At 60.7% G+C, this 20,683-nt stretch carries 19 protein-coding genes; 9 read left to right on the top strand and 10 right to left on the bottom strand.

Annotated elements, in window-relative coordinates; translation table 11 throughout:
* The first annotated feature begins 33 nt into the window (after nucleotides 1–33).
* Nucleotides 34–555, top strand: a complete 522-nt coding sequence (locus BDD14_RS11730; RefSeq protein WP_130418969.1) for a hypothetical protein — start codon at nucleotides 34–36, stop codon at nucleotides 553–555.
* 74 nt (nucleotides 556–629) lie between these two features.
* On the opposite strand, the gene BDD14_RS11725 is transcribed toward BDD14_RS11730, so the two are convergent.
* From BDD14_RS11725 to BDD14_RS11715, 3 genes are all read right to left on the bottom strand, one after another.
* Nucleotides 630–2,423 (bottom strand): outer membrane protein assembly factor BamD, encoded by a 1,794-nt coding sequence (locus BDD14_RS11725; RefSeq protein ID WP_130418968.1) that lies wholly within the window; start codon nucleotides 2,421–2,423, stop codon nucleotides 630–632.
* Between the two features lie 55 nt (nucleotides 2,424–2,478).
* Nucleotides 2,479–3,165 carry a ribulose-phosphate 3-epimerase gene (gene rpe, locus BDD14_RS11720; RefSeq protein WP_130418967.1) on the bottom strand — a complete coding sequence of 229 codons (687 nt, stop codon included), beginning with the start codon at nucleotides 3,163–3,165 and terminating at the stop codon, nucleotides 2,479–2,481.
* An 84-nt stretch (nucleotides 3,166–3,249) separates the two neighbouring features.
* On the bottom strand, nucleotides 3,250–4,632 hold the full coding sequence (locus BDD14_RS11715; protein WP_130418966.1) for an excinuclease ABC subunit UvrC: 1,383 nt from the start codon (nucleotides 4,630–4,632) through the stop codon (nucleotides 3,250–3,252).
* Between the two features lie 62 nt (nucleotides 4,633–4,694).
* On the opposite strand from BDD14_RS11715, the gene BDD14_RS11710 reads away from it, so the two are divergent.
* Nucleotides 4,695–5,222: a hypothetical protein gene (locus tag BDD14_RS11710; protein WP_130418965.1), complete on the top strand. Its 528-nt coding sequence runs from the start codon at nucleotides 4,695–4,697 to the stop codon at nucleotides 5,220–5,222.
* Here BDD14_RS11710 and BDD14_RS11705 read toward each other — a convergent pair.
* Entirely contained in the window at nucleotides 5,219–6,604 is a 1,386-nt protein-coding gene (locus tag BDD14_RS11705; RefSeq protein WP_130418964.1) for a TldD/PmbA family protein, read from the bottom strand. The genes BDD14_RS11710 and BDD14_RS11705 overlap by 4 nt on opposite strands.
* A gap of 139 nt (nucleotides 6,605–6,743) precedes the next feature.
* Here BDD14_RS11705 and BDD14_RS11700 point away from each other — a divergent pair, with 139 nt between their 5' ends.
* Nucleotides 6,744–7,163, top strand: coding sequence for an ester cyclase (locus tag BDD14_RS11700; protein ID WP_130418963.1), 420 nt, complete (start codon nucleotides 6,744–6,746; stop codon nucleotides 7,161–7,163).
* Nucleotides 7,164–7,248: 85 nt separating this feature from the next.
* Here the strand turns inward: BDD14_RS11700 and BDD14_RS11695 are convergent, their stop codons facing one another.
* Together BDD14_RS11695 and BDD14_RS11690 are read right to left on the bottom strand one after the other, a co-directional pair.
* Nucleotides 7,249–8,739: a tetratricopeptide repeat protein gene (locus BDD14_RS11695; protein WP_130418962.1), complete on the bottom strand. Its 1,491-nt coding sequence runs from the start codon at nucleotides 8,737–8,739 to the stop codon at nucleotides 7,249–7,251.
* Between the two features lie 193 nt (nucleotides 8,740–8,932).
* The gene (locus BDD14_RS11690) at nucleotides 8,933–10,174 is read right to left on the bottom strand and encodes an MFS transporter (protein ID WP_130418961.1); all 1,242 of its coding nucleotides are present in this window, start codon (nucleotides 10,172–10,174) and stop codon (nucleotides 8,933–8,935) included.
* 331 nt (nucleotides 10,175–10,505) lie between these two features.
* Here BDD14_RS11690 and BDD14_RS11685 point away from each other — a divergent pair, with 331 nt between their 5' ends.
* Nucleotides 10,506–11,204 (top strand): DUF2490 domain-containing protein, encoded by a 699-nt coding sequence (locus tag BDD14_RS11685; protein WP_130418960.1) that lies wholly within the window; start codon nucleotides 10,506–10,508, stop codon nucleotides 11,202–11,204.
* A 47-nt stretch (nucleotides 11,205–11,251) separates the two neighbouring features.
* Here the strand turns inward: BDD14_RS11685 and BDD14_RS11680 are convergent, their stop codons facing one another.
* The 3 genes from BDD14_RS11680 to tldD all read right to left on the bottom strand — a co-directional run bounded on the left by BDD14_RS11680 (nucleotide 11,252) and on the right by tldD (nucleotide 15,035).
* Nucleotides 11,252–12,424 carry a threonine aldolase family protein gene (locus tag BDD14_RS11680; protein ID WP_130418959.1) on the bottom strand — a complete coding sequence of 391 codons (1,173 nt, stop codon included), beginning with the start codon at nucleotides 12,422–12,424 and terminating at the stop codon, nucleotides 11,252–11,254.
* 247 nt (nucleotides 12,425–12,671) lie between these two features.
* On the bottom strand, nucleotides 12,672–13,394 hold the full coding sequence (locus BDD14_RS11675; protein ID WP_130418958.1) for a rhomboid family intramembrane serine protease: 723 nt from the start codon (nucleotides 13,392–13,394) through the stop codon (nucleotides 12,672–12,674).
* 177 nt (nucleotides 13,395–13,571) lie between these two features.
* Nucleotides 13,572–15,035 (bottom strand): metalloprotease TldD, encoded by a 1,464-nt coding sequence (gene tldD, locus BDD14_RS11670; RefSeq protein WP_130418957.1) that lies wholly within the window; start codon nucleotides 15,033–15,035, stop codon nucleotides 13,572–13,574.
* Between the two features lie 101 nt (nucleotides 15,036–15,136).
* On the opposite strand from tldD, the gene BDD14_RS11665 reads away from it, so the two are divergent.
* Together BDD14_RS11665 and BDD14_RS11660 are read left to right on the top strand one after the other, a co-directional pair.
* The gene (locus tag BDD14_RS11665) at nucleotides 15,137–15,550 is read left to right on the top strand and encodes a fosfomycin resistance glutathione transferase (protein WP_130418956.1); all 414 of its coding nucleotides are present in this window, start codon (nucleotides 15,137–15,139) and stop codon (nucleotides 15,548–15,550) included.
* A gap of 108 nt (nucleotides 15,551–15,658) precedes the next feature.
* Entirely contained in the window at nucleotides 15,659–17,050 is a 1,392-nt protein-coding gene (locus BDD14_RS11660; RefSeq protein WP_207231860.1) for a sensor histidine kinase, read from the top strand.
* A gap of 33 nt (nucleotides 17,051–17,083) precedes the next feature.
* Here the strand turns inward: BDD14_RS11660 and BDD14_RS11655 are convergent, their stop codons facing one another.
* On the bottom strand, nucleotides 17,084–17,950 hold the full coding sequence (locus BDD14_RS11655; RefSeq protein WP_165420034.1) for a glycoside hydrolase domain-containing protein: 867 nt from the start codon (nucleotides 17,948–17,950) through the stop codon (nucleotides 17,084–17,086).
* A 77-nt stretch (nucleotides 17,951–18,027) separates the two neighbouring features.
* On the opposite strand from BDD14_RS11655, the gene BDD14_RS11650 reads away from it, so the two are divergent.
* From BDD14_RS11650 to BDD14_RS11640, 3 genes are read left to right on the top strand one after another with little or no spacing between them, the layout of a single operon-like run.
* Entirely contained in the window at nucleotides 18,028–18,561 is a 534-nt protein-coding gene (locus tag BDD14_RS11650) for a YfiT family bacillithiol transferase (protein WP_130418954.1), read from the top strand.
* A 5-nt stretch (nucleotides 18,562–18,566) separates the two neighbouring features.
* Complete coding sequence (locus tag BDD14_RS11645; RefSeq protein WP_130418953.1) at nucleotides 18,567–18,989, top strand: GNAT family N-acetyltransferase; 423 nt, start codon at nucleotides 18,567–18,569, stop codon at nucleotides 18,987–18,989.
* Between the two features lie 23 nt (nucleotides 18,990–19,012).
* Nucleotides 19,013–20,659: a hypothetical protein gene (locus BDD14_RS11640; RefSeq protein WP_165420033.1), complete on the top strand. Its 1,647-nt coding sequence runs from the start codon at nucleotides 19,013–19,015 to the stop codon at nucleotides 20,657–20,659.
* The last annotated feature ends 24 nt before the right edge of the window (nucleotides 20,660–20,683 follow it).

The following is a 20,683-nucleotide window of genomic DNA, read 5'->3' as shown; positions in this document are numbered from 1 at the left end:
CAGCTCGGCAAAACTACGCCAGGAGAAGAGCCTGTGATCACCATAGGAACCCGTCTTCGGGGATTCGCCGTCCTTTTTCTCTTCTGGTTCGCCGTGGCAACGGCTAGCGCGCAAAACCACGGCTCACGCACTTACTTCAACCAGGACATCTTCGTCGCCCAGGGGCAACGGATTGACAACGCAATCTGCTTCTTCTGTTCCGTCCAGATCGAAGGCGATGTTGCTGGGCGCGTTCTGGTTCTCTTTGGAAATCTCAACGTCACCGGCCGCATTGCGGGGTCTGCGACGGTCATCGGCGGAAACACAGTTATCGACTCACAGGCACGTATCGGTGGAAGTGCTCTGGTGCTTGGAGGCAATGCGGTCTACGAGACGGATGATTCGATCTCCGGCAATGCCTGGGTGGTCGGCGGTCATCTCTCGCCGATCTCGCACCGCCACCGCTCTCCTCGCCGGCTCTCCTTCGGTCCAGTTCTCTTCTCGGGAGCCGCGATTATCGCGTTTCTCCTGCTTTCGGTGCTGTTCCTGCCGCGGCGCAGGCCCGACCCTGCCTGACCCGCAATGGAGCATAGAAAAGGGAAGGCCCCGGGGATTGAGTCCGGGGCCTTTCCGCAGGACGTGTGTCTGGTTTAGAAGGGATTGAGTTTCTTGAGACCCTTCTTCTTCTTGTGCGTGCTCGAGGACTCCTCGTCGTTGTCGAAGGCTGGCTTAGGATTCTTCTTGCCATTGGCAGCAGCCTGCGCCGGTTGTGCTGGCTGAGCTGCTGGAACCACGTCATTCACCGCATCCGGAGCCGCTGCCGGCTTCTCGATCGGAGGCGGGGTAGCGTTGTTCGTCGGTCCCACAGGCTTCAGGCCGCCGTTGGGGTCGTTCTGGGCCGGAGCCTGGCCGTTCACACCAGGCGTCAGCACTTCAACTCCCATGGAGTTGCTGCCACCGCTCGGGGGGGCCGCTGCCGGCTGAGCGGTCGTCGGAACATTCGTCTCCGTTGCGCCGGCGGAGGCATCCCCGCCCGCGGCTGGGATATCCTGCAGCTGTAACGGCGCTGCAGGCTTCGCGGGCGCCCCAGCAACGGGGGCCGCCGCCGCCGATGCCGCCGCAGGGGCGGCGGCTTCAGCAGAGGCATTGGGAAGGTTCGCTGCCCGAGCCGCGGTTTCGCCTGCCGCCGGGTTCAGCGCATTTGCATAATCCTGCTGGATCCCCCGCACGACCGCCGGAGCAACGGTTGGCTTCGCGTCCACCAGAGGCGGCTCACCCGAGTGAGCAGCCAGCACGGTGTCCGGACGTCGCAGAATCATCAATCTCGCGCGATCCTGAATGCGGTACTGTCCACGGCTGTTTTCCAAAGCTGCACTGGCTGCAGCCTGTTCTGGGGTGGGTGTGGGGATCGGGAGATTCATCGCCGCCAGGCGGTCACGCGCATCTTCCACGTGCGGCGACGCGGAGTGTTCCAGCGCGACCTTACGGTAAGCCTCTACGGCCTGACCTTCATATACCTGCAGCAATCTGGCCTTCGCTCCCTCTGGAAGCGAGGGCTGCGACCGGACGATCCGTGCTTCAGCCGAGTAAGCGTCGCCGAGAGCGACGAGAACATCATCCATGCGGCTGAACTGCGGATACGAGTCGGCAACCGTCTGGTATCGGGCGATCGTTGCCGGCCAGTTTTCGTGGGTCGCGTAGAATCCGGCGATCTCGGCCTCGCGTGTCGCCATAACCTCCTGCACCTCGCGCAACCGCTGCTTGGCCTGCGGCACCAGCGTCGAGTCGGGGAACTGCTGGAGCATCAGGCGGTACTCCTCCTGCGCGTGCAGGGCCTTGGAGTAGTCGCGGTCCGGCTTGTCCATCTGCCGGAAGTAAATATCGCCCACGCGCATCTGGGCCTCGGCGGCTTCAGGCGCATTCGGGAAGAAGGTGATGAAGTCCTTGTACTCCTGCTCGGCCTGCGTCAGCGCGGCGGTTCCGCCCTCGCGATACCAGCTGTCCGCAATCGCCAGCTTCGCCTTCATCTGGAACTGCGAATCAGGATAGGTGTTCAGCAGCGTCTGAAGATCGAGGCGCGCCACATCGAAGTGACCCTTCTTGGTCGCGATCAGCGCCTTGTCGTAAAGCTGCCGGTCTGGAAGCTTCGCGTCGGCCTCAGCCTGCGCGTCGGTCTTCTTCGAATCCCGCATCCGCTTCTTCGTGTCCTTCGACTGGACGACCTTGTCTTCCTTCCCCTTCTTTTGGGAGGAGTCGGGCGAGGCCTGCAGGGTCGCGTCCGTTGGCGGCTGCTGGGCAGCGGCTGCGTCGGGCGTAGTCTGGGTTGATCCGTTAGATTCGTTAGCCTGTGCGTACGTTCCTGCCGGGGCCACCATCAGGGCGACTGCGACTCCAGCCAGTACCGCAGCCCTGAGACTCGGGAAGAAAGAAGAACGATGATTCATCAGCGGTAAACCTCACATCCGCCTCGCACCGGGGGTGCTCAGGCTCGATTTTATTCTAGCCTTTCCCGGCGGGCTTGTCTGGTGCCGCCGCCCGGGCAAGTTTCAATAATTTCTTTGCGTTTTGCTCTGTCTTTCCCTTGCTGAAGACCGCCGAACCCGCGACCAGCATCTCCGCTCCTGCCTGGACGACCGAGGCTACGGTCTCGGGAGCGATTCCGCCGTCGACCTCGATACGGAAGTTCAGTCCCATCTGCTTCCGCAGTTCGGCCAGATAGGCGATCTTTTCCACCGCAAAGGGGAGGAATTTCTGGCCCCCGAAGCCCGGATTCACGCTCATCACCAGGACGTAGTGCACCATCGGCAGAACCTCGATCAGCGTGTCCACCGGTGTCGCCGGATTGATGACCACGCCGGGGAGCATGCCGTGGTCCGAGATCAGTTGCAGGGTCCGGTGCAGATGGCGGCAGACCTCCTGGTGAACGCTCAACAGATCGGCACCCGCCTCGGCGAAGGCAGGGATGAACTCATCCGGATTCTCGACCATTAAATGGCAGTCCAGCGGAAGGTTCGTCACCGGGCGCAGAGCCTGCACCACCGGTGGACCGAAGGTGATGTTCGGAACGAAGTGGCCATCCATCACATCCACGTGCACGATGCTTCCGCCGCCGCGCTCGGCAGCCTTCACCTCGTCGGCCAGATGCGCGAAGTCGGATGCCAGTATCGAGAATGCCAGTTCAACCAAGGGTGTGCTCCTGTGTTGAGAGTTTACCAGTGCGGCGCAGGGAGGATCGGTCTTCTTGATTGAGACGCGCTGCGTGTCGGACCGTTATGGCTCGCCCTCCGCTTTCCTGTCCACGACCGGAACGATGCGCTCCACATCCGGCCGTCCCTGATGCAGCACCCGCGTCTTTGCTTCTTTCGTAGCCTTCTTCGCTGCCTCGCGCTGGACATCGGGCAATGGCCCGGGCTCACCGAGAACCTGTCTCGCCGCACCGCGCAGAACCCTTCGAATCGGCCAGCTTCCATCCGGATGGGGGAGAAAAGCCTCACCGGCGCGCTGTTTTTCGGGCCGGTAGTACCATCGGCGGAACAACGAAAGGTGATCGCTCAACAGGGCGAGGTCGCTGTCTCCGGAGGCGCGCTTCTCGAGCTGCTCAATCGCCTCACGCGCCCGATCTTCGGGAGAGCCTGTACTCTCAGCAGCCTCGCCTTCCATGGGTACGGGCGCCAGCATCAATGGCTGGGCGAACAGAGAGCTGCCTACGCTCGTCTGCTCCTTGACCGCGCGAACCCCCAGCGTCGACATACGCTCTGGTCCGACGATGCAGCCTGCAGCCAGAAGGAACAGCGCGGCTTCATCTCCTCGGTCCTCCACGGGCGCAGCTTTTTGCACGACAATAGCGCGTAGCTTCGGAACCGGCTGTACGATCTCGTCGGCCAGCGCGGCTGCGGCCTTCACCTTCTGGTGTTGCTCGTGAAGCTGGGCCGCACGCTCGAACTCCATCTCTTCCGATGCGCGTTCTCGCTCGACGGCGATGCCGGACAACATACTCTCGCCGCGTGTGTCGAAGAATGCCTTCACCGCTGCAGCTTCGGCTGCATACTGTTCTGGTGTGCAGGCCTGCTTGCACGGCTCGATACACTTCTTCATCTCGCCATAGACGCAGCCCGGATGCTCCGGGTAAGGCGCAAGGTCTTCATGGCAGCGCCGCAGCTTGAAGAGGTCGAGGACGGCGTCGCAATATCTCTCCGCCGCAGCCCGCGAAGGGAACGGCCCGTACATCTGCGTGAGGCCTCGTTTCGAAAGCCGGTTGGTTGCATAGACGCGGGGAAACTCATTCTCCACGGTGAAGCGCAGGAACGTTGGCGTGTGCAGCCGCAGGCGTCGACGCGCGTCGGCGTAACCGAAGACCGCGGCGGTCGCGTGGTAGAGCGTCAGGGTCGACTCAAACTCCGAGCCCGTGATCGTGTATTCGATCCGCGCAACTCTTTCGCGCAGGTTCAGCCGCTTCGATTGCGACTCCGGCGGATCGAGCAGGCGCTTCATGCGGCGGCGCAGATCTGCCGCCCGCGTCAGGTAAGGCTCGGAACCGGACTGCTCGCCGTAGAGCGCGAAGACTCCCGGCAGGGCTGGAATGGAACGGAGAATCGCATCGGCCTGCTCGGGAGAGAAGGCGACTGTTTTTTCGAAGTGGAAGTTTGCCGCCACGGCTACATTTTATCTGTCTCCAAAAGAGAAGAAAGGGTAAGCTGCTTCACATCGGAAAATCAATGAACCTCTGTCATTTACTGCTTGCCTTTACGCTGTTGACTCAAAACCAGGTCTTCAGCACATCAACTGAGTCTCCACTGTCGCAAGAGCAATCCTATTTTTCGACGGAGGGAGAGGTAACTCACAAAGTTGCTCTGCCTTTGTCCATTCGTCAATTGTTGGAGCGAGACTCTTTCGTACAAGAGACGCTGGACTCTGAATCACTACCTCGAACTTCTCTTCCCGACGACTGGACGTTATGTTCGATCGTGCATCTCGCGAATGAGCGAGAGCGTGACTACGTTGTGATCGGACAAAGTTTCCTGACAGGTGCTCATGCGACGCACTACTGGGTCTACCGCGAAACGCCTCAAGGGATGAGGTTGGTTTTGACTGCTTTCGCCGACTCACTCAGTATCGGGAAACAAAAGACCAACGGGTTACGAAATATTGCGGCTGTGTACTACACGGCAGTAACTGATGGAACGATTCGCTACACCTTCGATGGAACTACATATCAAACCAAACGTCCGCCACAATATCGCTAAGAGCCTGCGATGGTCATGCCTTCAATCTGAATCGTCGGCGCTGCTGCCGCGCTACGGAAGACCAGATCGTTTCCAATCGCGACGATGTTGCGGTACATGTCCTTGAGGTTCCCCGCGATGGTAATCTCTTCCACCGGATAGGCGAGCTCGCCGTTCTCGATCCACATCCCCGCAGCGCCCTGCGAGTAGTCGCCCGTTACCATGTTGACGCCGAAGCCCATCGTCTCGGTCACGTAGAGACCGTTTCTGATTCCGCCGATGATCTCGTCGGGAGTTTGCGTTCCGGGCTCGAGATAGAAGTTGCCGGAGCCGATTCCCGGATTTCCTGCCAGCCCGCGCGAGGCGTTTCCTGTGGACTTCATATTGAGCTTGCGCGCCGTGTAGGTGTTGTTGACGTAGTTCTCGAGCACACCGTTCTGCACCAGCACCGTGCGCCGCGAGGGGAGACCCTCGCCATCGAAGGGCGAGGTTCCGAAGCCCCCGATCTTGATATCGCCGCCGAGCATCATCGTTCCATCGTCGATGACGGTGATGTTCTCGCCTGCTACCTGCTTGCCGAGCATGTCGGCGAAGAAGGTAGCGTGCCGGTAGATGGCGTCGCCGTTGGCGGCGTCGAAGATGTTGCCGATGATCGAGCGCGCGATCTCGGGCGAGAAGACCACCGGGGCCTTCTGGGTGGGCACGCGCCGCGCTCCCAGCCGGCGCAGCGTGCGCTCGGCGGCGATGCGGCCGATCTCTTCCGGCGACTCGAGCAGCGACGTGGTGCGCGAGCTGGAGTACCAGTAGTTGCGCTGCATTCCGCCCTTCTCGTCGATGGCGATGGGCGAGACGGAGAAGCCGCAGTAGGAGCGGCGATACTCTCCGGTGAAGCCGCGGGAGTTGGTGAGGATCTTGTGCGAGGTTCCGGTGTCGAAGTCGGCTCCGCCGGAGTTCTGGATGCGGGTATCGAAGGCCATCGCAGCGGCTTCGCTGCGCTTCGCGATCTCGATTCGCTCGGCTGGAGGCAGATGGTTGACGTCATCGAAGTAAAGCTTCAGGTCGCCTTCGAGCTGACCGAACTCTCCCGGCTCGGGCAAACCGGCAAAAGGGTCTTCACTGGTTACCTTCGCCAAAGTGATTGCGCCCTCGACGAGATGCGCAATCGCATCCTCGGAGAAATCGGAGGACGAGGTGCTGGCGGTCTTCTGGCCAAGAAAGACGCGCAGGCCCACGGCGCGGGAGCCAGACTCCTTGAGCGTCTCGACCTGCCCGAGACGGACGCGGGCGGAGAACTCGTCTCCCTCATAGACGACTGCCTCTGCATCTGTGGCTCCGGCGCGGAGGGCGCGGGTGAGAACGTCGGTGGCTAGCTGGCGGAGGTTCGTCCTGGTTTCGGTCGGCATGGCTCTTCAAGGATACTTCCAAGAGCGCATCTATATCTAAGTGATTCATGAATTGCGGCTTATGCGATCTTAAGCTTGACATGGCCGGTCTATGGGCATAAGGTTTGCGCTTCTGAACTCTGAAAGCCGGGGATGAGGAATGGCGGAGCCAGGGAACGTAGCGGTCGTCGGCAGGTTTATCGATGAGGTGCTTAACCAGGGAAGGCTCGAGGTGGCCGACGAGATCGTCGCCGAGGACTTTGTCGAGCTTGATCCTCTGCCCGGCCAGCGGCAGGGACGCGAAGGCTTGAAAGAAATGATCGGGATGATGCGCGCTGCATTTCCCGATCTTTACTGGGTAGTCGAAGAGACCGTGGTCTCAGGCGAAAAGGTCGTCAGCAGATTCACGTGGACGGGCACCCATCGCGGGACCTTTCTTGGAATTCCTGCGACAGGAAAGAGTGTCAGCGTGAAGGGCGTTGTAATCGACCGTATTGTGGATGGGAAGATGACCGATAGCCGAATCCTGATGGATACCTTTGGGATGATGCAGCAGCTTGGCGTCGTTTCGACAGCTTAGGTTGGTAAGGAAGAAGTGCGCTTGCCCGAAGTCCTTCATGGGACGAGGCTGCATAAAGTGGTTCACAGAGCACGATGACGTAGCTTTAGTTCTGACTTGAAAGTTCGGCGGCGCGTGCTCCGCCTTGCCTGGCACCGTAGCGCCCGGGGGCATTTGCGAGGGCCGTCTGGAATTCTTTCAGCGCCAGGCTTGGCTGGTTCTGTTCCAGAAGCAGGGAGCCAAGCTGCTCGCGGGCAGGGAGAATGGGGCCTGGGGTGACGGGAAGTTTTTCGACTGCGTCCTCTTCGTCGGCGGCTCTTCGCATGAGTGTTGCCGCTTCCTCTGGTCTCTTTTCCGCATGGGCTGACCACGCCATGACTTCGTGCTTCAGAATCGCGACCTGGGTCGCCCAGTAGTCTCGGCCCGAGGTGCGGAGCTGCTGTTGGATCTGCTGCAATTTATCGATCTCCAGACGTACCTCGGTTGAGTGGCCGGTCCGGGCGAGTCCCAGGCCTCGAGCCCAGAGCGCGATTGCGATTACTTGAGGCGGGGCTCCAGCTGGAGGAACGATAGCGGCAGCGTTGGACCACTGATTGCGCTCAACGAGGAGACGAATCGGCATTGCGGTGGAGGCGTAGGCTATTTTGAAATCGCCTTCATTCAGCCTCGGCTCGTTCTTCAGTTGCTGGACGACCTGAGCGGCGTCTTTATCGCGTCCGCTTTGCAGGTAGGCGTAGACAAGGTAATCCATGGTGTGCAGCTCTTCGCCGGTGTCGCCCTGCTGATGGGCCGCTTCTCTTGCGGCAAGGTTGGACGCGATGGAGTCATCCCAGAGGCCGAGCCGAGTGAAGATATGCGAGGGCATGTGCAGGGCGTGCGGCGCGGAGGGAGCGATCTGGGCGTAGGCCTTCGCCGCTTCGAGGCCCTGCGGGGCGAGCTCCGCGTTGTCGTATGCGTGGATGAGGTAGTGAGGGATGCCCGGATGCTGCGGGTAGGCGCGATCGAGCGGCTCGAGCAAGGCGGCGGCTTTTTTCTGGTTGGCATGGGTCTTGTCGGTGGGAGATGCGGTGGCTAGAAGGGCGAGCGCGTAGAAGACCTGCGCTTCGACGTCGGTTGGGTTGGTGGAAGCGACGTCGCGCATCGCGTGCTCGTAGTTCAGCGCGCGGGTGTGGAACGGAATGGTGGCTGCGTCTCGATAGACCAGGGCCAGGCTATCGATGAACTGGCGCTCGCGTTCGGAGGCTGTTTTGATCTGCTGGGCCAGTTGGATTTGCTGTTGAGCTGCGGTAAGGGTTGCGGGTGGGATGGGTGGCTCCCAGAGCTGGTGAAAGTACGTCATGGCCGATCCCCAATGCGCGATGGCGCACTGCGGATCGAGTGTGGCGACATCCTGAAATGCATTCCTGGCGTCGGCGTAGGCGAAGGAGTGAAGCAGGGCCACGCCTCGGTCGAACTGCTGCTGAACGGCGGGTTTGCAGGAGATGGGGAACGAGACTGTTCCCAGTTTTTCAGGTGCGGGGTGGTTGTGGGTTTCCTGCGCGGCAGAGAAGGCTGGGAGGAGTAAAAGAGTGAGGAATATTCGCCGTAGATGGGACATCTCTCACCTCGATGGATGCTGGGTCCCGTAGTAGGCGAATTTTACATTTGAGAGTGCGGATCGGGCCTGGGCGATGGTTCGTATCTATGCAATGAGGCCGTAGGAATGTCCAACCGGCGACAGGAGCGCGGTGAGACAGATGCTCGAGAGGATGGAGCGTAGGCGCATCGCTCTTGAGCTTATCGGAGGACGCTTATGGCTCCTGGGAGGCGGGGCGGAACGTGGAGTCCTGATTCAGGATGAGGAAGTACAGCGAGATCGCCACCAGCGCCAATCCGGCTCCTGTGAGAGCCTTTGAGACTCCGAAGATGGGGATCAGTTTACCGAGTACAAGGCCACCTAATGGAATTCCCGCCCGGAAGGCCAGGCTGTAGACGCTCATGACCCGTCCTCGCATCGCATCCGTCGTGATCCGCTGAGCGAGGGAAAGCATGAACGAGGCGGAAGCCATGATAGCTGCGCCACCCAGAAACATCAGCGCGCAAGAGAGAGGAAGCCATCTGGAGAGCGCGAAGCCCGATGTGGCGAGACCTAAGGAGACGAGGATGAGTAACGAGAGACGGCCCTGTCCCTTCATCTTCTCCGAGGCGGCTACGGCAAGTGCGCCAAGGACCGATCCCGCGCCCGAACATACCAGTAAGAGTGTGTAAGTCTCGGGGCCTTTGTTGAAGATGTTGCGAACGAAGACAGGTAAAAAGCTGTTGATGGAGGAGCCGAAGAGGGTCGTGCAAAATGCGAGGATGACGAGCGCGCTCATGCCATCACGGTGTCGTATGAATCGGAGCCCTTCTTTCATGCTGGTGAGGACCGACTCGGTGGATTTAACCGGTACGAACTTCACCTGGATCATGAAGAGCGAGGCGATGACGGCGAGGTAGGAGATGCCGTTGAGAGTGAAGCACCAAGTGGCACCGAGCGTGGCGTAGGCCAGCCCTCCGAGGGTGGGTCCGACGATGCGGGCGAGGTTGAACTGAATGGAGTTCATCGCGATGGCGTTGGAGAGGCCCTCGGGGTCGACCAGGGTTGGCAGAAGTGCCGAGTAGGCGGGACCGCCGAAGGATTGTCCGACTCCCACAAAGAAGGAGAGCGCAAGGATGTGCCAGACCTTGATGATGTGGGTTGCGAAGAGCAGGGCGAGCAGAAAGGCGCACACCATCTGGATGTATTGCGAGGCGAGAAGCATCTTCCGGCGATCCAGGCGGTCGGCAAAGACGCCGCCGAAGAGGGAGAACAGGATGATGGGCAGCTGGCCGAGGAAGAGGTCGAGGCCGAGGTAGAAGGCGTCCTTGGTGAGGTCGTAGACGAGCCAGCTCTGTGCGAACTGCTGGACGAAGGTGCCGATGGTGGAGACGCAGGCCCCCATCCACATCAAGCGGAAGTCGCGGTAGCGGAAGGCTCTGAAGATGCGTGCTAGAAACTCGGGGCTACGAGGCATTTGCGACGTAAGGCTTCTTCCGGATCGACAGGGTTAGGAGCTAGATACTCATCGTACAGGGATGGGATGATTGGGCGATGGGGAGATCGCAATTGTTTGCCGACTGGGTGGGAGATTTGTGACCGGATTCGTCGCTTCTCCTCTCGGTCTGCGCTGTGGCCCTTCGGCAGTGCGGTGCGCGGCTGAAGCCTTGCTCTTCCTGGAGTGGATTGCGCATTGGGGGCACCCGCCATCCGGATGGGCAGATTGTTTGGGAAAATATCGGACTTGATTTCGCGATATGCTCGATATCCCCTGGGTTTGAATCCAGTCCGGCGTGAGAGCGGTTTCAATGCGTGGAACAATATGGCGGCAACTCGTGGTTGCGGTGGGCTTGATTTGTTTCTGTTTGCCGGCACGCGCTCAGACCAGCCAGTTCCTGCCGGAGATAGATTTTTATTCCAAGCTGCGCAATGGGGTGCGGTTCCATTTCCAGGCGAAGCAGACGCGAGAGGCCAATGAGCCGGTCCAGGCGGAGTTTGGACCCACCGTGGATTTTTACGTTCATTCCTGGGTCCGACTGGCCAACGTTACGAGGTTCGATCTGGATGATGCGAAGCCGCGGCTACTGGTATTGTCGGTGGGGTACCGCTACCTGCCTCAAGCGAACAGCGGCGCGGCGACGAATCGGATCGAGCCGGTGGCGACTGCGCGCTTTCCGATGAAAGGCAAGCTTCTTCTGACGGACCGGAACCGATTCGACCTTGACTGGAAGAGCGGCGATAGCTTCGCCTGGCGCTATCGGAATCGAGTGCAGGTCGAGAGAGCGGTTGCAATTCGTTCCTTTCATCTGAGGCCTTATGCGGGCGTGGAGGCCTTTTACCAGAGCCAGTATGGGAAGTGGAGCGATACTGCGATCTATGCGGGATGCCTTTTCCCGATCCGAAAGCATGTGCAGTTGGACCCGTACTATGAGCACCAGAACAATACCGGCAAGAGTCCCAATCAGCAGTTGAATCAGTTTGGTCTGGTGCTCAATCTTTTCTTCTAGGTTGTCGTTGGTCTGGTTTTGTGGCGGTTTGGACGGTAAATTTAGACCTAGCCAAGAAAGGCGGCGAGGATCTGGCCGGTGGGCTGGCGCAGGATGGATTCGTTGAAGTAGATCTTTACGGTTCCGTCGTGAGTGGGCAGGATGCGGATGTCTGCTTTGGCAAGCCTTTCGGTAAGCCCCTGCGCTCGTTTGGGGGAGACGTGAAGGAGGGAGATGTTGCTTCCGTTTGGGATTCGCTCGACGGTGAAACCGTCCGCGGCGGCAAGTCCGTTCAGAAGTTTTTCTGAAGCGAGTCTAGCCTGAGTGAAGCGCGCCTCGAATCCGTCGCAGGCGGCGAGCGCGGGAAGCGCGGCGATCCAGCCGTGATAGATGAGGCCGCCGAAGGTGTGACGGAGTTCCTTCGCACGTGCGATGAGATCTTTATTTCCGGCGAGGATGGCTCCGAAGGGAGCGCCGAAGAACTTGTAGATGGAGACGAAGACGGTGTCGAAGAGAGCGCAGTAGGTTCTGACCTGAAAGCCGGGAGTTCCGGAGAGCAGGAAGAGCCGCGATCCATCGAGGTGAGTGCCGATGTTCTTTGAGCGTGCGAGGCTGGTGATCTTCTCGGCCTCGGCGTAGGGGACGCAGGCGCCGTTCTGGCGGCGAACGGGACTTTCGATGGAGATGGCTCCAATGCTGGTGGGGTAATAGGCGCTGTGCTGGGCGGTCTCGAGGGCAGCGGTGATCTCCTCGATGCTGGGACAGGGCTTGCCGGGGGCGAGGGGAATCATGTTGATGCCGGAGAGGAGGGATGGGCCTTCGCCTTCGTCCTGATAGAGGTGGGCTTCGTGCTGGATGAGGAGGTTGCGGCGTTCGCCGCAGAGCAGGCGCACGGCGATGTTGTTGGCGAGTGTGCCGGTGGGAAAGAAGGCGGCGTCTTCCTTTCCGAGGAGGCTGGCCATGCGCTGCTCGAATTCGGTGACGGCTCCGCCTTTGAGGTAGACGTCTGGGTAGGGGCCTTTCGCCATGAGTCGCTGGAGTTCGACGATGTGCTGCTCGTAGGTCCTTGGCGGGCTGTCTCCGTCGAGCCCGACGGTTCGTTCGGTGATGGGGGCTTCGGGGGCGTGACTGGCTGTCGCCTGCGCGAAGAGCGGTTGCCATGCAGACGCGTTAAAGAGACCGGTAGCGGTTGCGCCGGCTGGCAGGGCAGCCCGAAGAAAGTCCCGACGATCCAGATTCATGCAATTGCTCCTTGTGCCGGAGAGAGACCGGCAGCCTGCGTAGGTGCTTATAGACACGACCGCCACGGCAGCGGATATGGCGGGGCAAAGGAACGATGAATTTTCGATGGAGCGATGAAGCGAGATTGCTTCATTATGCCTGATCCTCAGGCGAGCGAGAACAGCGGATCGCGCTTTTGTGCGATTGTCCCACTCATGCGATGAGGCCGCATGAATGGGGCAGCCGGCCCTTAGAAGGAGATGTTTCTTAGTTGAGTTTCAGCGTAGTGAGATCGCTTGGTTGTTCTTCGATATCTTCTCCCTCGAGGGCAACCAACGGAATTGATGGTCGTGATGTTTCGGGTACGCGGAGATGATAGATAGCGCCTGTAGCGGCGCCCACTGCGAAGCCACCGACGTGAGCCCAGAACGCCACACTCGAAGATTGCGCGACCTGAGTTATGAGCGCAAGAACGAATTGTTCTCCGATCCACGCACCAACAGCGCTTCGGGTTGTTGCGTCGATCGTCTTAATACGCCACCAACCGAAGTAGAGATGGAGATTGAATCGATCCCGGGGAAAGACGAAGAAGTAGAAGCCCGCGATTCCAGAGATGGCGCCTGAGGCACCTAGGAGCGGAAGATTCGAGTGGAGATTCAGGAGCAGGTGGAGGAGTTGCCCTCCTACACCACAAAGAAGGTACAAGGCAGCAAAGCGAAGCGTACCTAAGGTGCATTCAACCTTGCGACCAAAGATCCATAGGAACCACATGTTTCCGACGTAGTGAAGCAAGCCGACGTGGAGAAAGAGTGCGGTAAATAAAGTCAGCGGAGTTGGATGAGACGGAGTGAAGGCGTAGTGCGAGAAGAAGGAGATCTTGTCGCTGGTGTAGAGCGGTATTAGCAGCAAGGCGTCAATAATGACGATGGTGCTGATAGCCCATGGAGTGGTGGTCTGGAACTTATCTTTGGGAACAGGCAGGCAGAACAATGGTCGTCCTCAGTGAATCAATGAGGACGAGTTTAGTGAAGGATAGGTAGGAATGCCATGCTTTTGTGTGATCAGGATCGGATTGCGCTGCCGCGCGACGCCCCACCCTAGCGACGATGAAACTGTCGCTAAGATGGGCACCCGATGTGGCGGCGCGAAGCCCGTTCGCCCGTCCGGCTAGGACCCCGTGCCGCCGACGGTCATCTTGTCGAGTTTGACGGTGGGCATGCCTACGCCTACGGGGACGGACTGGCCGGATTTGCCGCAGGTTCCTATGCCCTCATCCAGAGCAAGATCATTTCCAACCATAGAAACGTACTTGAGGGCTTCGGGGCCGTTGCCGATCAGGGTGGCGCCCTTGACGGGGCGGGTGACCTTGCCGTCTTCGATCAGGTAGGCCTCGGAGGCCGAGAAGACGAACTTGCCGTTCGTGATGTCGACCTGGCCTCCGCCGAAGTTGACGGCGTACAGGCCGCGCTTGACGGACTTGATGATGTCCTCGGGCATGTCGTCGCCGTTGAGCATGTAGGTGTTGGTCATGCGCGGCATGGGGATGTGGTGGTAGCTCTCGCGGCGGCCGGAGCCGGTGTTGGGGGTTCCCATGAGCCGCGAAGAGAGCTTGTCGGAGAGGTAGCCCTTGAGGATGCCGTTTTCGATGAGGACGGTCTCCTGGGTGGGGTTGCCCTCGTCGTCGACGTTGATGGAGCCGCGGCGGTTGGGCATGCGGCCGTTGTCCACAACGGTGACTTTGCTGGAGGCGACCTGCTGGCCGATAAGGCCGGCGAAGGCGGAGGTCTTCTTGCGGTTGAAGTCGGCTTCGAGGCCGTGGCCCACTGCTTCGTGGAGCAGGACGCCGGGCCAGCCGGGTCCGAGGACGACCTCCATCTCGCCGGCGGGGGCCGCGACAGCGCCGAGCTGGAGGATGGCGGTGCGGGCGGCCTCGTGGGCGAAGTGCTCGGGGCTCTTGTCTGTTTCTCCGGGGCCGCGGGCGCTCTCGAAGAAGTCCATGGCGATGCGTCCGCCGCCGCCGGAGGAGCCGCGGGCGGTGTTGGTGGCGTCTTTCGCAATGACGAAGACGTTGAGGCGCGAGAGCGGCTGGGTGTCGGAGGCAAAGGTGCCATCGGATGCGGCGACGAGGATGCGGCGCAGCTCGTCGGAGAAGCTGGCGCGGACCTGGGTGATGCGCGGGTCGTAGGCGCGGGCAGCGGCATCGGCACGCTGGATAAGGGCCAGCTTGGAGGAGATCTCGGCGTCGGCGGTGGCGCCGGTGATGGGATAGAGAGAATCTCCCTCGGTGTGGCGGAAGCCCTGCATGAGCTCCCTGGCGGGGCCGGAGGCGATGAGGGCTGCGGTGCGGGCCGCACGGAGAAGGGCGTCGGAGGAGAGATCGTCGGTGTAGGCGTAGCCGGTGCGCTCGCCGGAGAGGACGCGAACCCCGCAGCCGAGGCTTACTCCCTGCGAGGCGGTTTTGACCAGCGATTCGTCGATGCCAAGGGAGGTCGAGGTGACCGACTCGAAGTAGAGGTCGGCATACTCGCCGCCGGCCGAGAGGGCTTCCGCGAGACAGCGCTCAATAAGACGCTCGGAGATGCCGAGCTTGTCGGTGAAGTATCGCTTGTGATCGGTGGCGGGAGTAGTCATCTTGTTTTGATGATAGGGAAGCCGCCAGGTTGCAGCAACGGGTGAGTTCGTCCTGGCGAGGGTTTCTTTAGAGATTTGGGGGGCGCGGGGATAATGGCGGGATGATCCGTGGTATCAGTCACATCACGCTTTCGGTTCGGGATCTTGCGGTTTCTTTCGCCTTTTATGCCGATATCGTCGGTCTTCGACCGGTCGCGAGGTGGTACAAGGGCGCATACCTCCAAGCGGGGACGGACTGGATCTGCCTCAGCGTCGATCCGGAGACGCGAACGGGGCCGCTTGGGGAGTACACGCACCTTGCCTTTGCGGTCGATCCTGCGGATTTCTCAGCGGCCGTGGAGAGGTTGCGTTCGGCGGGCGACCGGTGCTGGCAGGAGAACCGGAGTCCTGGCGAGTCGTTCTACTTTCTGGATCCCGATGGACACAAGCTGGAGATTCATGTGTCAGGGTTGGATGAGCGCTTACGAGCACTTGAGGAAGATCCGCCGCGGGAACTGGTGTTGTTCCCGCGGTAACTGGGCTGCGCCCTTGCCTGCAGTCGTAGTCGCTCGCTGCGGCTCAATCTGATACCTTGAGTTGAAGAAAATCGGCCCTGATTGAGAGATTGCGCGCGCGTGACAGCAATGGACCTGATGGAACGTCTGGCGAAGCACAAGACTCTTGGCTCGGCTCCTCGTGAGGAGCTGGCCTGGCTAGTGGCAAATGCGTCTCTTCAAAAGCGAAGTTCGGGCGAGGTGGTGTCGCGAAAAGGGCAGCCGGTCGAGGGGCTCTTCGTTATTCTGTCGGGACGCATGGCGCTGTTCGTCGATCGCGGAGCGGGCCCTAACAAGCTGGTGGAGTGGGGAGAGGGCGACGTCACCGGGATGCTCCCCTATTCGCGGCTGGTAAGTCCGCCTGGGGACGCAATCGCGCTGGAGCCTTTAGAAGTTCTGGCGCTGCATCGGGATCGCCTTCGGGAGATGGTGCAGCAGTGTTTTGAGATCACGTCGATTCTGGTCCATCTGATGGTCGACCGGGCACGGTTGTTTACCTCGACCGAGCTGCAGGACGAGAAGATGATCTCGCTGGGGAAGCTCTCCGCGGGGCTGGCTCATGAGCTGAACAATCCCGCCTCGGCGATGGAACGCAACGTATGTGTTCTGTTGAACCGGCTGGACGGCAATGAGGGCGCTGCGCGCGAGGTGGGAGGGGCCGGGTTGACGGGCGCTCAACTGGAGGCTGTGGATGCGATCCGTGCGTCCTGCCTAGAGAAAAAGATATCGGGGACGCGGGCTTCGATCGAGCAGATGGATCGCGAAGATGCGATCGCGGAGTGGCTCGCTGCTCACGAACTGGATACGAACAATGCCTCGATGCTTGCCGATACCGAAGTGACATTCGAGGCGTTGAATCGGGTTGCCGAGGTGGTGAGGGGATCGGCGCTGAACGCGGTGCTTCACTGGGCGGCGACGGGATGTGCAGTGAGGAGGCTGGCGTCGGAGATTGGGGATTCGGCCACGCGCATTTCGATGCTTGTGATGGCGATCAAGGGGTTCACTCACATGGACCAGGCGATGGTCGCTGAGCCTGTGGCGCTGGAGCCAAGCCTGAGCAACACCACGTCGGTGCTGCGTTCGAAGGCACGAGATAAGTCGATTGCTGTCGTGGTGGAACTTCCGGCAGACTTGCCACGGGTCTACGGCTTCGCCGGCGAACTCAGCCAGATATGGGGAAACCTTCTCGATAATGCGCTGGATGCCGCACCGCATGGTGGCCGGGTGGAGGTGAGCGCGAGCTGCGAGGGGCAGCGTGTGGTGGTGCGCGTCATCGACAATGGGCCAGGCATTCCGGCAGAGATACGATCACGCATCTTCGATCCATTCTTTACGACGAAGCCGATGGGACATGGCACGGGTTTGGGGCTGGATATCGTTCGTCGCCTGGTACGGCATAACGATGGCGCCATCGATGTTGCGTCGCAGCCGGGCAGGACGGAGTTTCAGGTCATGCTGCCGATTGCCGGCGCGGGGCATTGAGGCTCGACCCAGAGGCGGGGTGGTAATTCGAGATCAGCGGCCATGCGAGGGGTCGTCAGAGGTGGCGACGTTCATGTCGAGCGGGATGCCGGAAACTCCGGGGGCGTAGCAGTTGTTGTCTGCCGCGTAGGTCTTCGCGCAGGCGCGTGTGATGTCGGGCCTGCGCGGTGACTGCGCGTACTGCCATACCGCTGCTTCGGGAACTCCAGTGACGCTGATGGGGGGCGGCGTGACGATGCAGCCGTTGGATGGAGGGCAGGCGTCCTGGTAGAGGAAGAGCGCGACGGGGTGAAGATGCCTGGTTGCGATCTGCTGGCGCAGGTCTTCTGCAGTGGTGATGGTTTTGCCGGGAGAGTCGCTGACGGGCTGAGCGCTGAGGTAGGCGCCGGGTTTGTAGATGGAGGCGGCAACGGCCTCGGTCCACGCGAGCAGATATTCGGCTTGCTCGGGGAGTAATCGGCCTCCCTCTTCCTGGTCGAGGAAGAGAATGGTATTGGCGGGGAAATGCTCGCGCTGTGCGGCAGCAACTGCGGCGGCGGCGTCTTGTTTGCCGAGAGTGGCCGGGGTGGTTCCGTGGCGCTTTGTGCGGAGAATCTCCTGGTCGACTCTTCCATTGAAGAGAACGAGGAAGCCAAAATGATTGCGCAAGAGAATCTCGCGCTTGCCCTGCCAGGTGTTGGTTGTCTCGCCGGGTGGATTGTTCAGCCAGTAGCCGGTGAAGGCGAAGGTTTTTCCCAAATCGGGAAGGGCGGAGTCGCCGGGATAGAGATTGCGATCGAAGCCGAGATGGCGAGAGCCGTTGTTCTGGATGGGATTCGTCGCCGAGCGTGTCTGCGCCTGAGAGAAGAAGGCCGCCGTTGCGAGGCCGAAGGCGAGGGCTGTGGAAAGAATGCGCGACATGGCTTCCTCTTTTTTCAGATTACATAACCTGGCTATGCTAGCTTTTCTGAAAGAGATAAAGAGAGGAGGACACCCGTATGAGTGCAACTCTGGTGGACCCGCGCTACCCTGTTGGCCGATTTGAGCGCCCCGAGACGATTTCCCCTGAAGAGAGGTTGAACGCAATCGCTACGCTGGCCGAGCTGCCGGAGCAATTGCGCAACGCCGCCGAGGGCCTGAGTTCGGCGCAATTGAACACGCCCTATCGCGAGGGAGGATGGACGGTGCGGCAGCTGATCCATCACATCGCAGACAGTCACATGAACGCCTTTATCCGTATGCGGCTGGCGTTGACGGAGGATTGGCCCACGATCAAGCCCTACGACGAGAAGGCATGGGCTACCCTGCACGACTCGACTGCTCCGGTGGAGTGGTCGCTGGAGCTGATCGAAAGTCTCCACGCGCGCTGGGTGATGCTGCTGCAATCTTTAACGGAAGAACAGTGGATGCGGGGCTTTCGCCATCCGGAGAGCGGGGAGACGCCGCTTCCGGTGGTGTTGCTGATGTATGCCTGGCATTCGCGTCATCACGTCGCTCATATCACGCATCTGCGCGCAGCCGAAGGCTGGTAAGCACCATGGTCTCCATCCGGCTCGCGGAGAGCAGGGAGCAGATTGCCCGCTGTTTTCCTGTGATGCATCAGCTTCGGCCAAGGCTGGTGGCCGATGACTTCGTGGAGCGCATCGAGCAGCAGCAGCGAGAAGGGTATCGCCTGGCTTTCCTGGAGCAGGACGGAGCCGTCGCGTCGGTTGCTGGATTTCGCGTGATGAGCGTTCTCTGGAGCGGACGAACTCTCTATGTGGACGACCTGGTGACGGATGAGGCTATGCGCTCTCAGGGGTTCGGGGAGCAGATGATCTCCTGGCTGGCGGCGCTGGCGCGGGAAGAAGGCTGCGAGACGTTTTCGCTCGACTCGGGAACGCACCGCCAGCAGGCGCATGCGTTCTATTTTCGGCAGGGTCTCCGCATCACGGATTTCCACTTTCAAATGCAGCTCTGATGGATTGTGGTAGCGTTCGGGCTATGCCTTTCACTCGAGGAGCAGGGACCGGCTCGGCCGGCAGGGCACGGAAGCCGGTCGAGGAGCAGGCGCCGGAGACGATTGCCGCAACTCTTGAGGATTTTCTTACCCGCTCTCCTCAGGCTGTGGTGCTGGAAGATGGCCGGGTTCTCTTTGATATGCGTTCCACGAAGTACCGGCTGAGCGACGAGCATGGCCGTTGCACGCTTCAGTTGTGGAGCGACGACGCGAATCTTGTTCGCCGGGTGACGGCGATTGAGGAACGCAATGGAGTTTTGCGTGTCTCCGTTCTGCGCTTCGGACAGACGAAACCCCAGACGCTCGAGATAGCCCGAGACCGTGACCGGAGAACGCCTTCGACACGCGAAGCCACGAGGGTGAAGTATCTTCGTGTGCTTGAACGTATCGCTGTGCGGGCATTTCCCGAGTGGAAACTCGAGGGTCTGCGGACGGCGATGGACCTCGAGAAGAGCTTTGGTCCTGCCTATGCTCGCGGATCGCTGGTGCAGGGGCAGCGCGCCTGGGCTGTGATCGCAGTAAACCCTGAGGAGACGCAGGCGACCATCGACGGCATTCTGACAATCGGGATTCTCTGGCTCGAGCATTGCCGCTCGACTGGTGACGGACGTCGCGTCTGGCAGGGGCTCAAGGTGATTGTTCCGCGAGGAGCAGGAACGCTGACGGTCTCGCGCATGGCGTGGCTGAACGAGCGTGCGGCACAGTGGCAGCTGTGGGAGCTGGATTCCCAGACGGAAGAGCTTGAGCAGCGCGAGGCCGCCGACACGGGCAACGTCACGACACGCCTGATCCATGCTCCCAACCGCCAGGCGGTGCGAGAACGCCTTTCCCATGCTGCGGCACGGGTGATGGCGCTGGTCCCGGAGGCGATGCAATCCCAGGTCGAGATTGTGATTGCGAGTGGAGCGGAGATGGCCTTCCTGCTTCATGGCCTGGAGTTTGCACGAATCCGGTCGGGATATGCGGGCAATTCGTTCAACGTGCAGGAGCAGATCACCTTCGGTGCAGGGCCGAGCGAGACACCGCTCGCGACTGACAACGAAGATGTTCTGCGCGAGCTTGTGACAAGGCTCTTTGAGCGCAGGCACGCCGGGGGAGATCGTCGCGATCCTCTTTACCGCATGCAGCCGGAGCGCTGGCTCGAAAGTATCCTTCGCCAGAACCTCGAACCGCTGGACCCACATCTGGACCCCAACCACGTCTACACCCAGGTTCCCGCGTTCGTGGCTGGAGATCGCGGGATGCTGGACCTGCTCGGTGTATTGCACGATGGCCGGCTTGCCGTGATCGAGCTGAAGGCGGAGGAAGATCTGCACCTGGCGCTGCAGGGGCTCGACTACTGGATCCGCGTGCGCTGGCACCACCTGCGCACGGACGCCGGCGGTCCGGGAGAGCTTCAGCGAGCAGGCTACTTTGGCAGGATGGTTCTCTCGCAGCTCCCGCCGAAGCTCTACCTGGTGGCGCCGGCGCTGCGTGTGCATCCCGCAACCGAGCTGGTGCTGCGTTATCTCTCACCCAAAGTCGATTGGGAACTCGTCGCACTCGATGAGCGCTGGAGGACGAAGGCGAAGGTGGTGTGGCGCAAGCGCAGCACCGATCCTCGCGATGGTGCAGGAATCGCGGCGGGGTAGGATGGCTGTGCAGGTTCGGAGGTG

The sequence above is a fragment of the Edaphobacter modestus genome (assembly GCF_004217555.1).
Lineage (GTDB): Bacteria > Acidobacteriota > Terriglobia > Terriglobales > Acidobacteriaceae > Edaphobacter > Edaphobacter modestus.
This window is presented reverse-complemented; position numbering and strand designations above follow the sequence as displayed.

What these genes read in the sequence shown, in the direction of transcription:
- BDD14_RS11725 (WP_130418968.1), bottom strand. Translation starts at nt 2,423, where the DNA reads ATGAATCATCGTTCTTCTTTCTTCCCGAGTCTCAGGGCTGCGGTACTG.
- BDD14_RS11710 (WP_130418965.1), top strand. Translation starts at nt 4,695, where the DNA reads ATGAACCTCTGTCATTTACTGCTTGCCTTTACGCTGTTGACTCAAAAC.
- BDD14_RS11705 (WP_130418964.1), bottom strand. Translation starts at nt 6,604, where the DNA reads ATGCCGACCGAAACCAGGACGAACCTCCGCCAGCTAGCCACCGACGTT.
- BDD14_RS11700 (WP_130418963.1), top strand. Translation starts at nt 6,744, where the DNA reads ATGGCGGAGCCAGGGAACGTAGCGGTCGTCGGCAGGTTTATCGATGAG.
- BDD14_RS11695 (WP_130418962.1), bottom strand. Translation starts at nt 8,739, where the DNA reads ATGTCCCATCTACGGCGAATATTCCTCACTCTTTTACTCCTCCCAGCC.
- BDD14_RS11690 (WP_130418961.1), bottom strand. Translation starts at nt 10,174, where the DNA reads ATGCCTCGTAGCCCCGAGTTTCTAGCACGCATCTTCAGAGCCTTCCGC.
- BDD14_RS11685 (WP_130418960.1), top strand. Translation starts at nt 10,506, where the DNA reads ATGCGTGGAACAATATGGCGGCAACTCGTGGTTGCGGTGGGCTTGATT.
- BDD14_RS11680 (WP_130418959.1), bottom strand. Translation starts at nt 12,424, where the DNA reads ATGAATCTGGATCGTCGGGACTTTCTTCGGGCTGCCCTGCCAGCCGGC.
- tldD (WP_130418957.1), bottom strand. Translation starts at nt 15,035, where the DNA reads ATGACTACTCCCGCCACCGATCACAAGCGATACTTCACCGACAAGCTC.
- BDD14_RS11665 (WP_130418956.1), top strand. Translation starts at nt 15,137, where the DNA reads ATGATCCGTGGTATCAGTCACATCACGCTTTCGGTTCGGGATCTTGCG.
- BDD14_RS11660 (WP_207231860.1), top strand. Translation starts at nt 15,659, where the DNA reads ATGGACCTGATGGAACGTCTGGCGAAGCACAAGACTCTTGGCTCGGCT.
- BDD14_RS11655 (WP_165420034.1), bottom strand. Translation starts at nt 17,950, where the DNA reads ATGTCGCGCATTCTTTCCACAGCCCTCGCCTTCGGCCTCGCAACGGCG.
- BDD14_RS11650 (WP_130418954.1), top strand. Translation starts at nt 18,028, where the DNA reads ATGAGTGCAACTCTGGTGGACCCGCGCTACCCTGTTGGCCGATTTGAG.
- BDD14_RS11645 (WP_130418953.1), top strand. Translation starts at nt 18,567, where the DNA reads ATGGTCTCCATCCGGCTCGCGGAGAGCAGGGAGCAGATTGCCCGCTGT.
- BDD14_RS11640 (WP_165420033.1), top strand. Translation starts at nt 19,013, where the DNA reads ATGCCTTTCACTCGAGGAGCAGGGACCGGCTCGGCCGGCAGGGCACGG.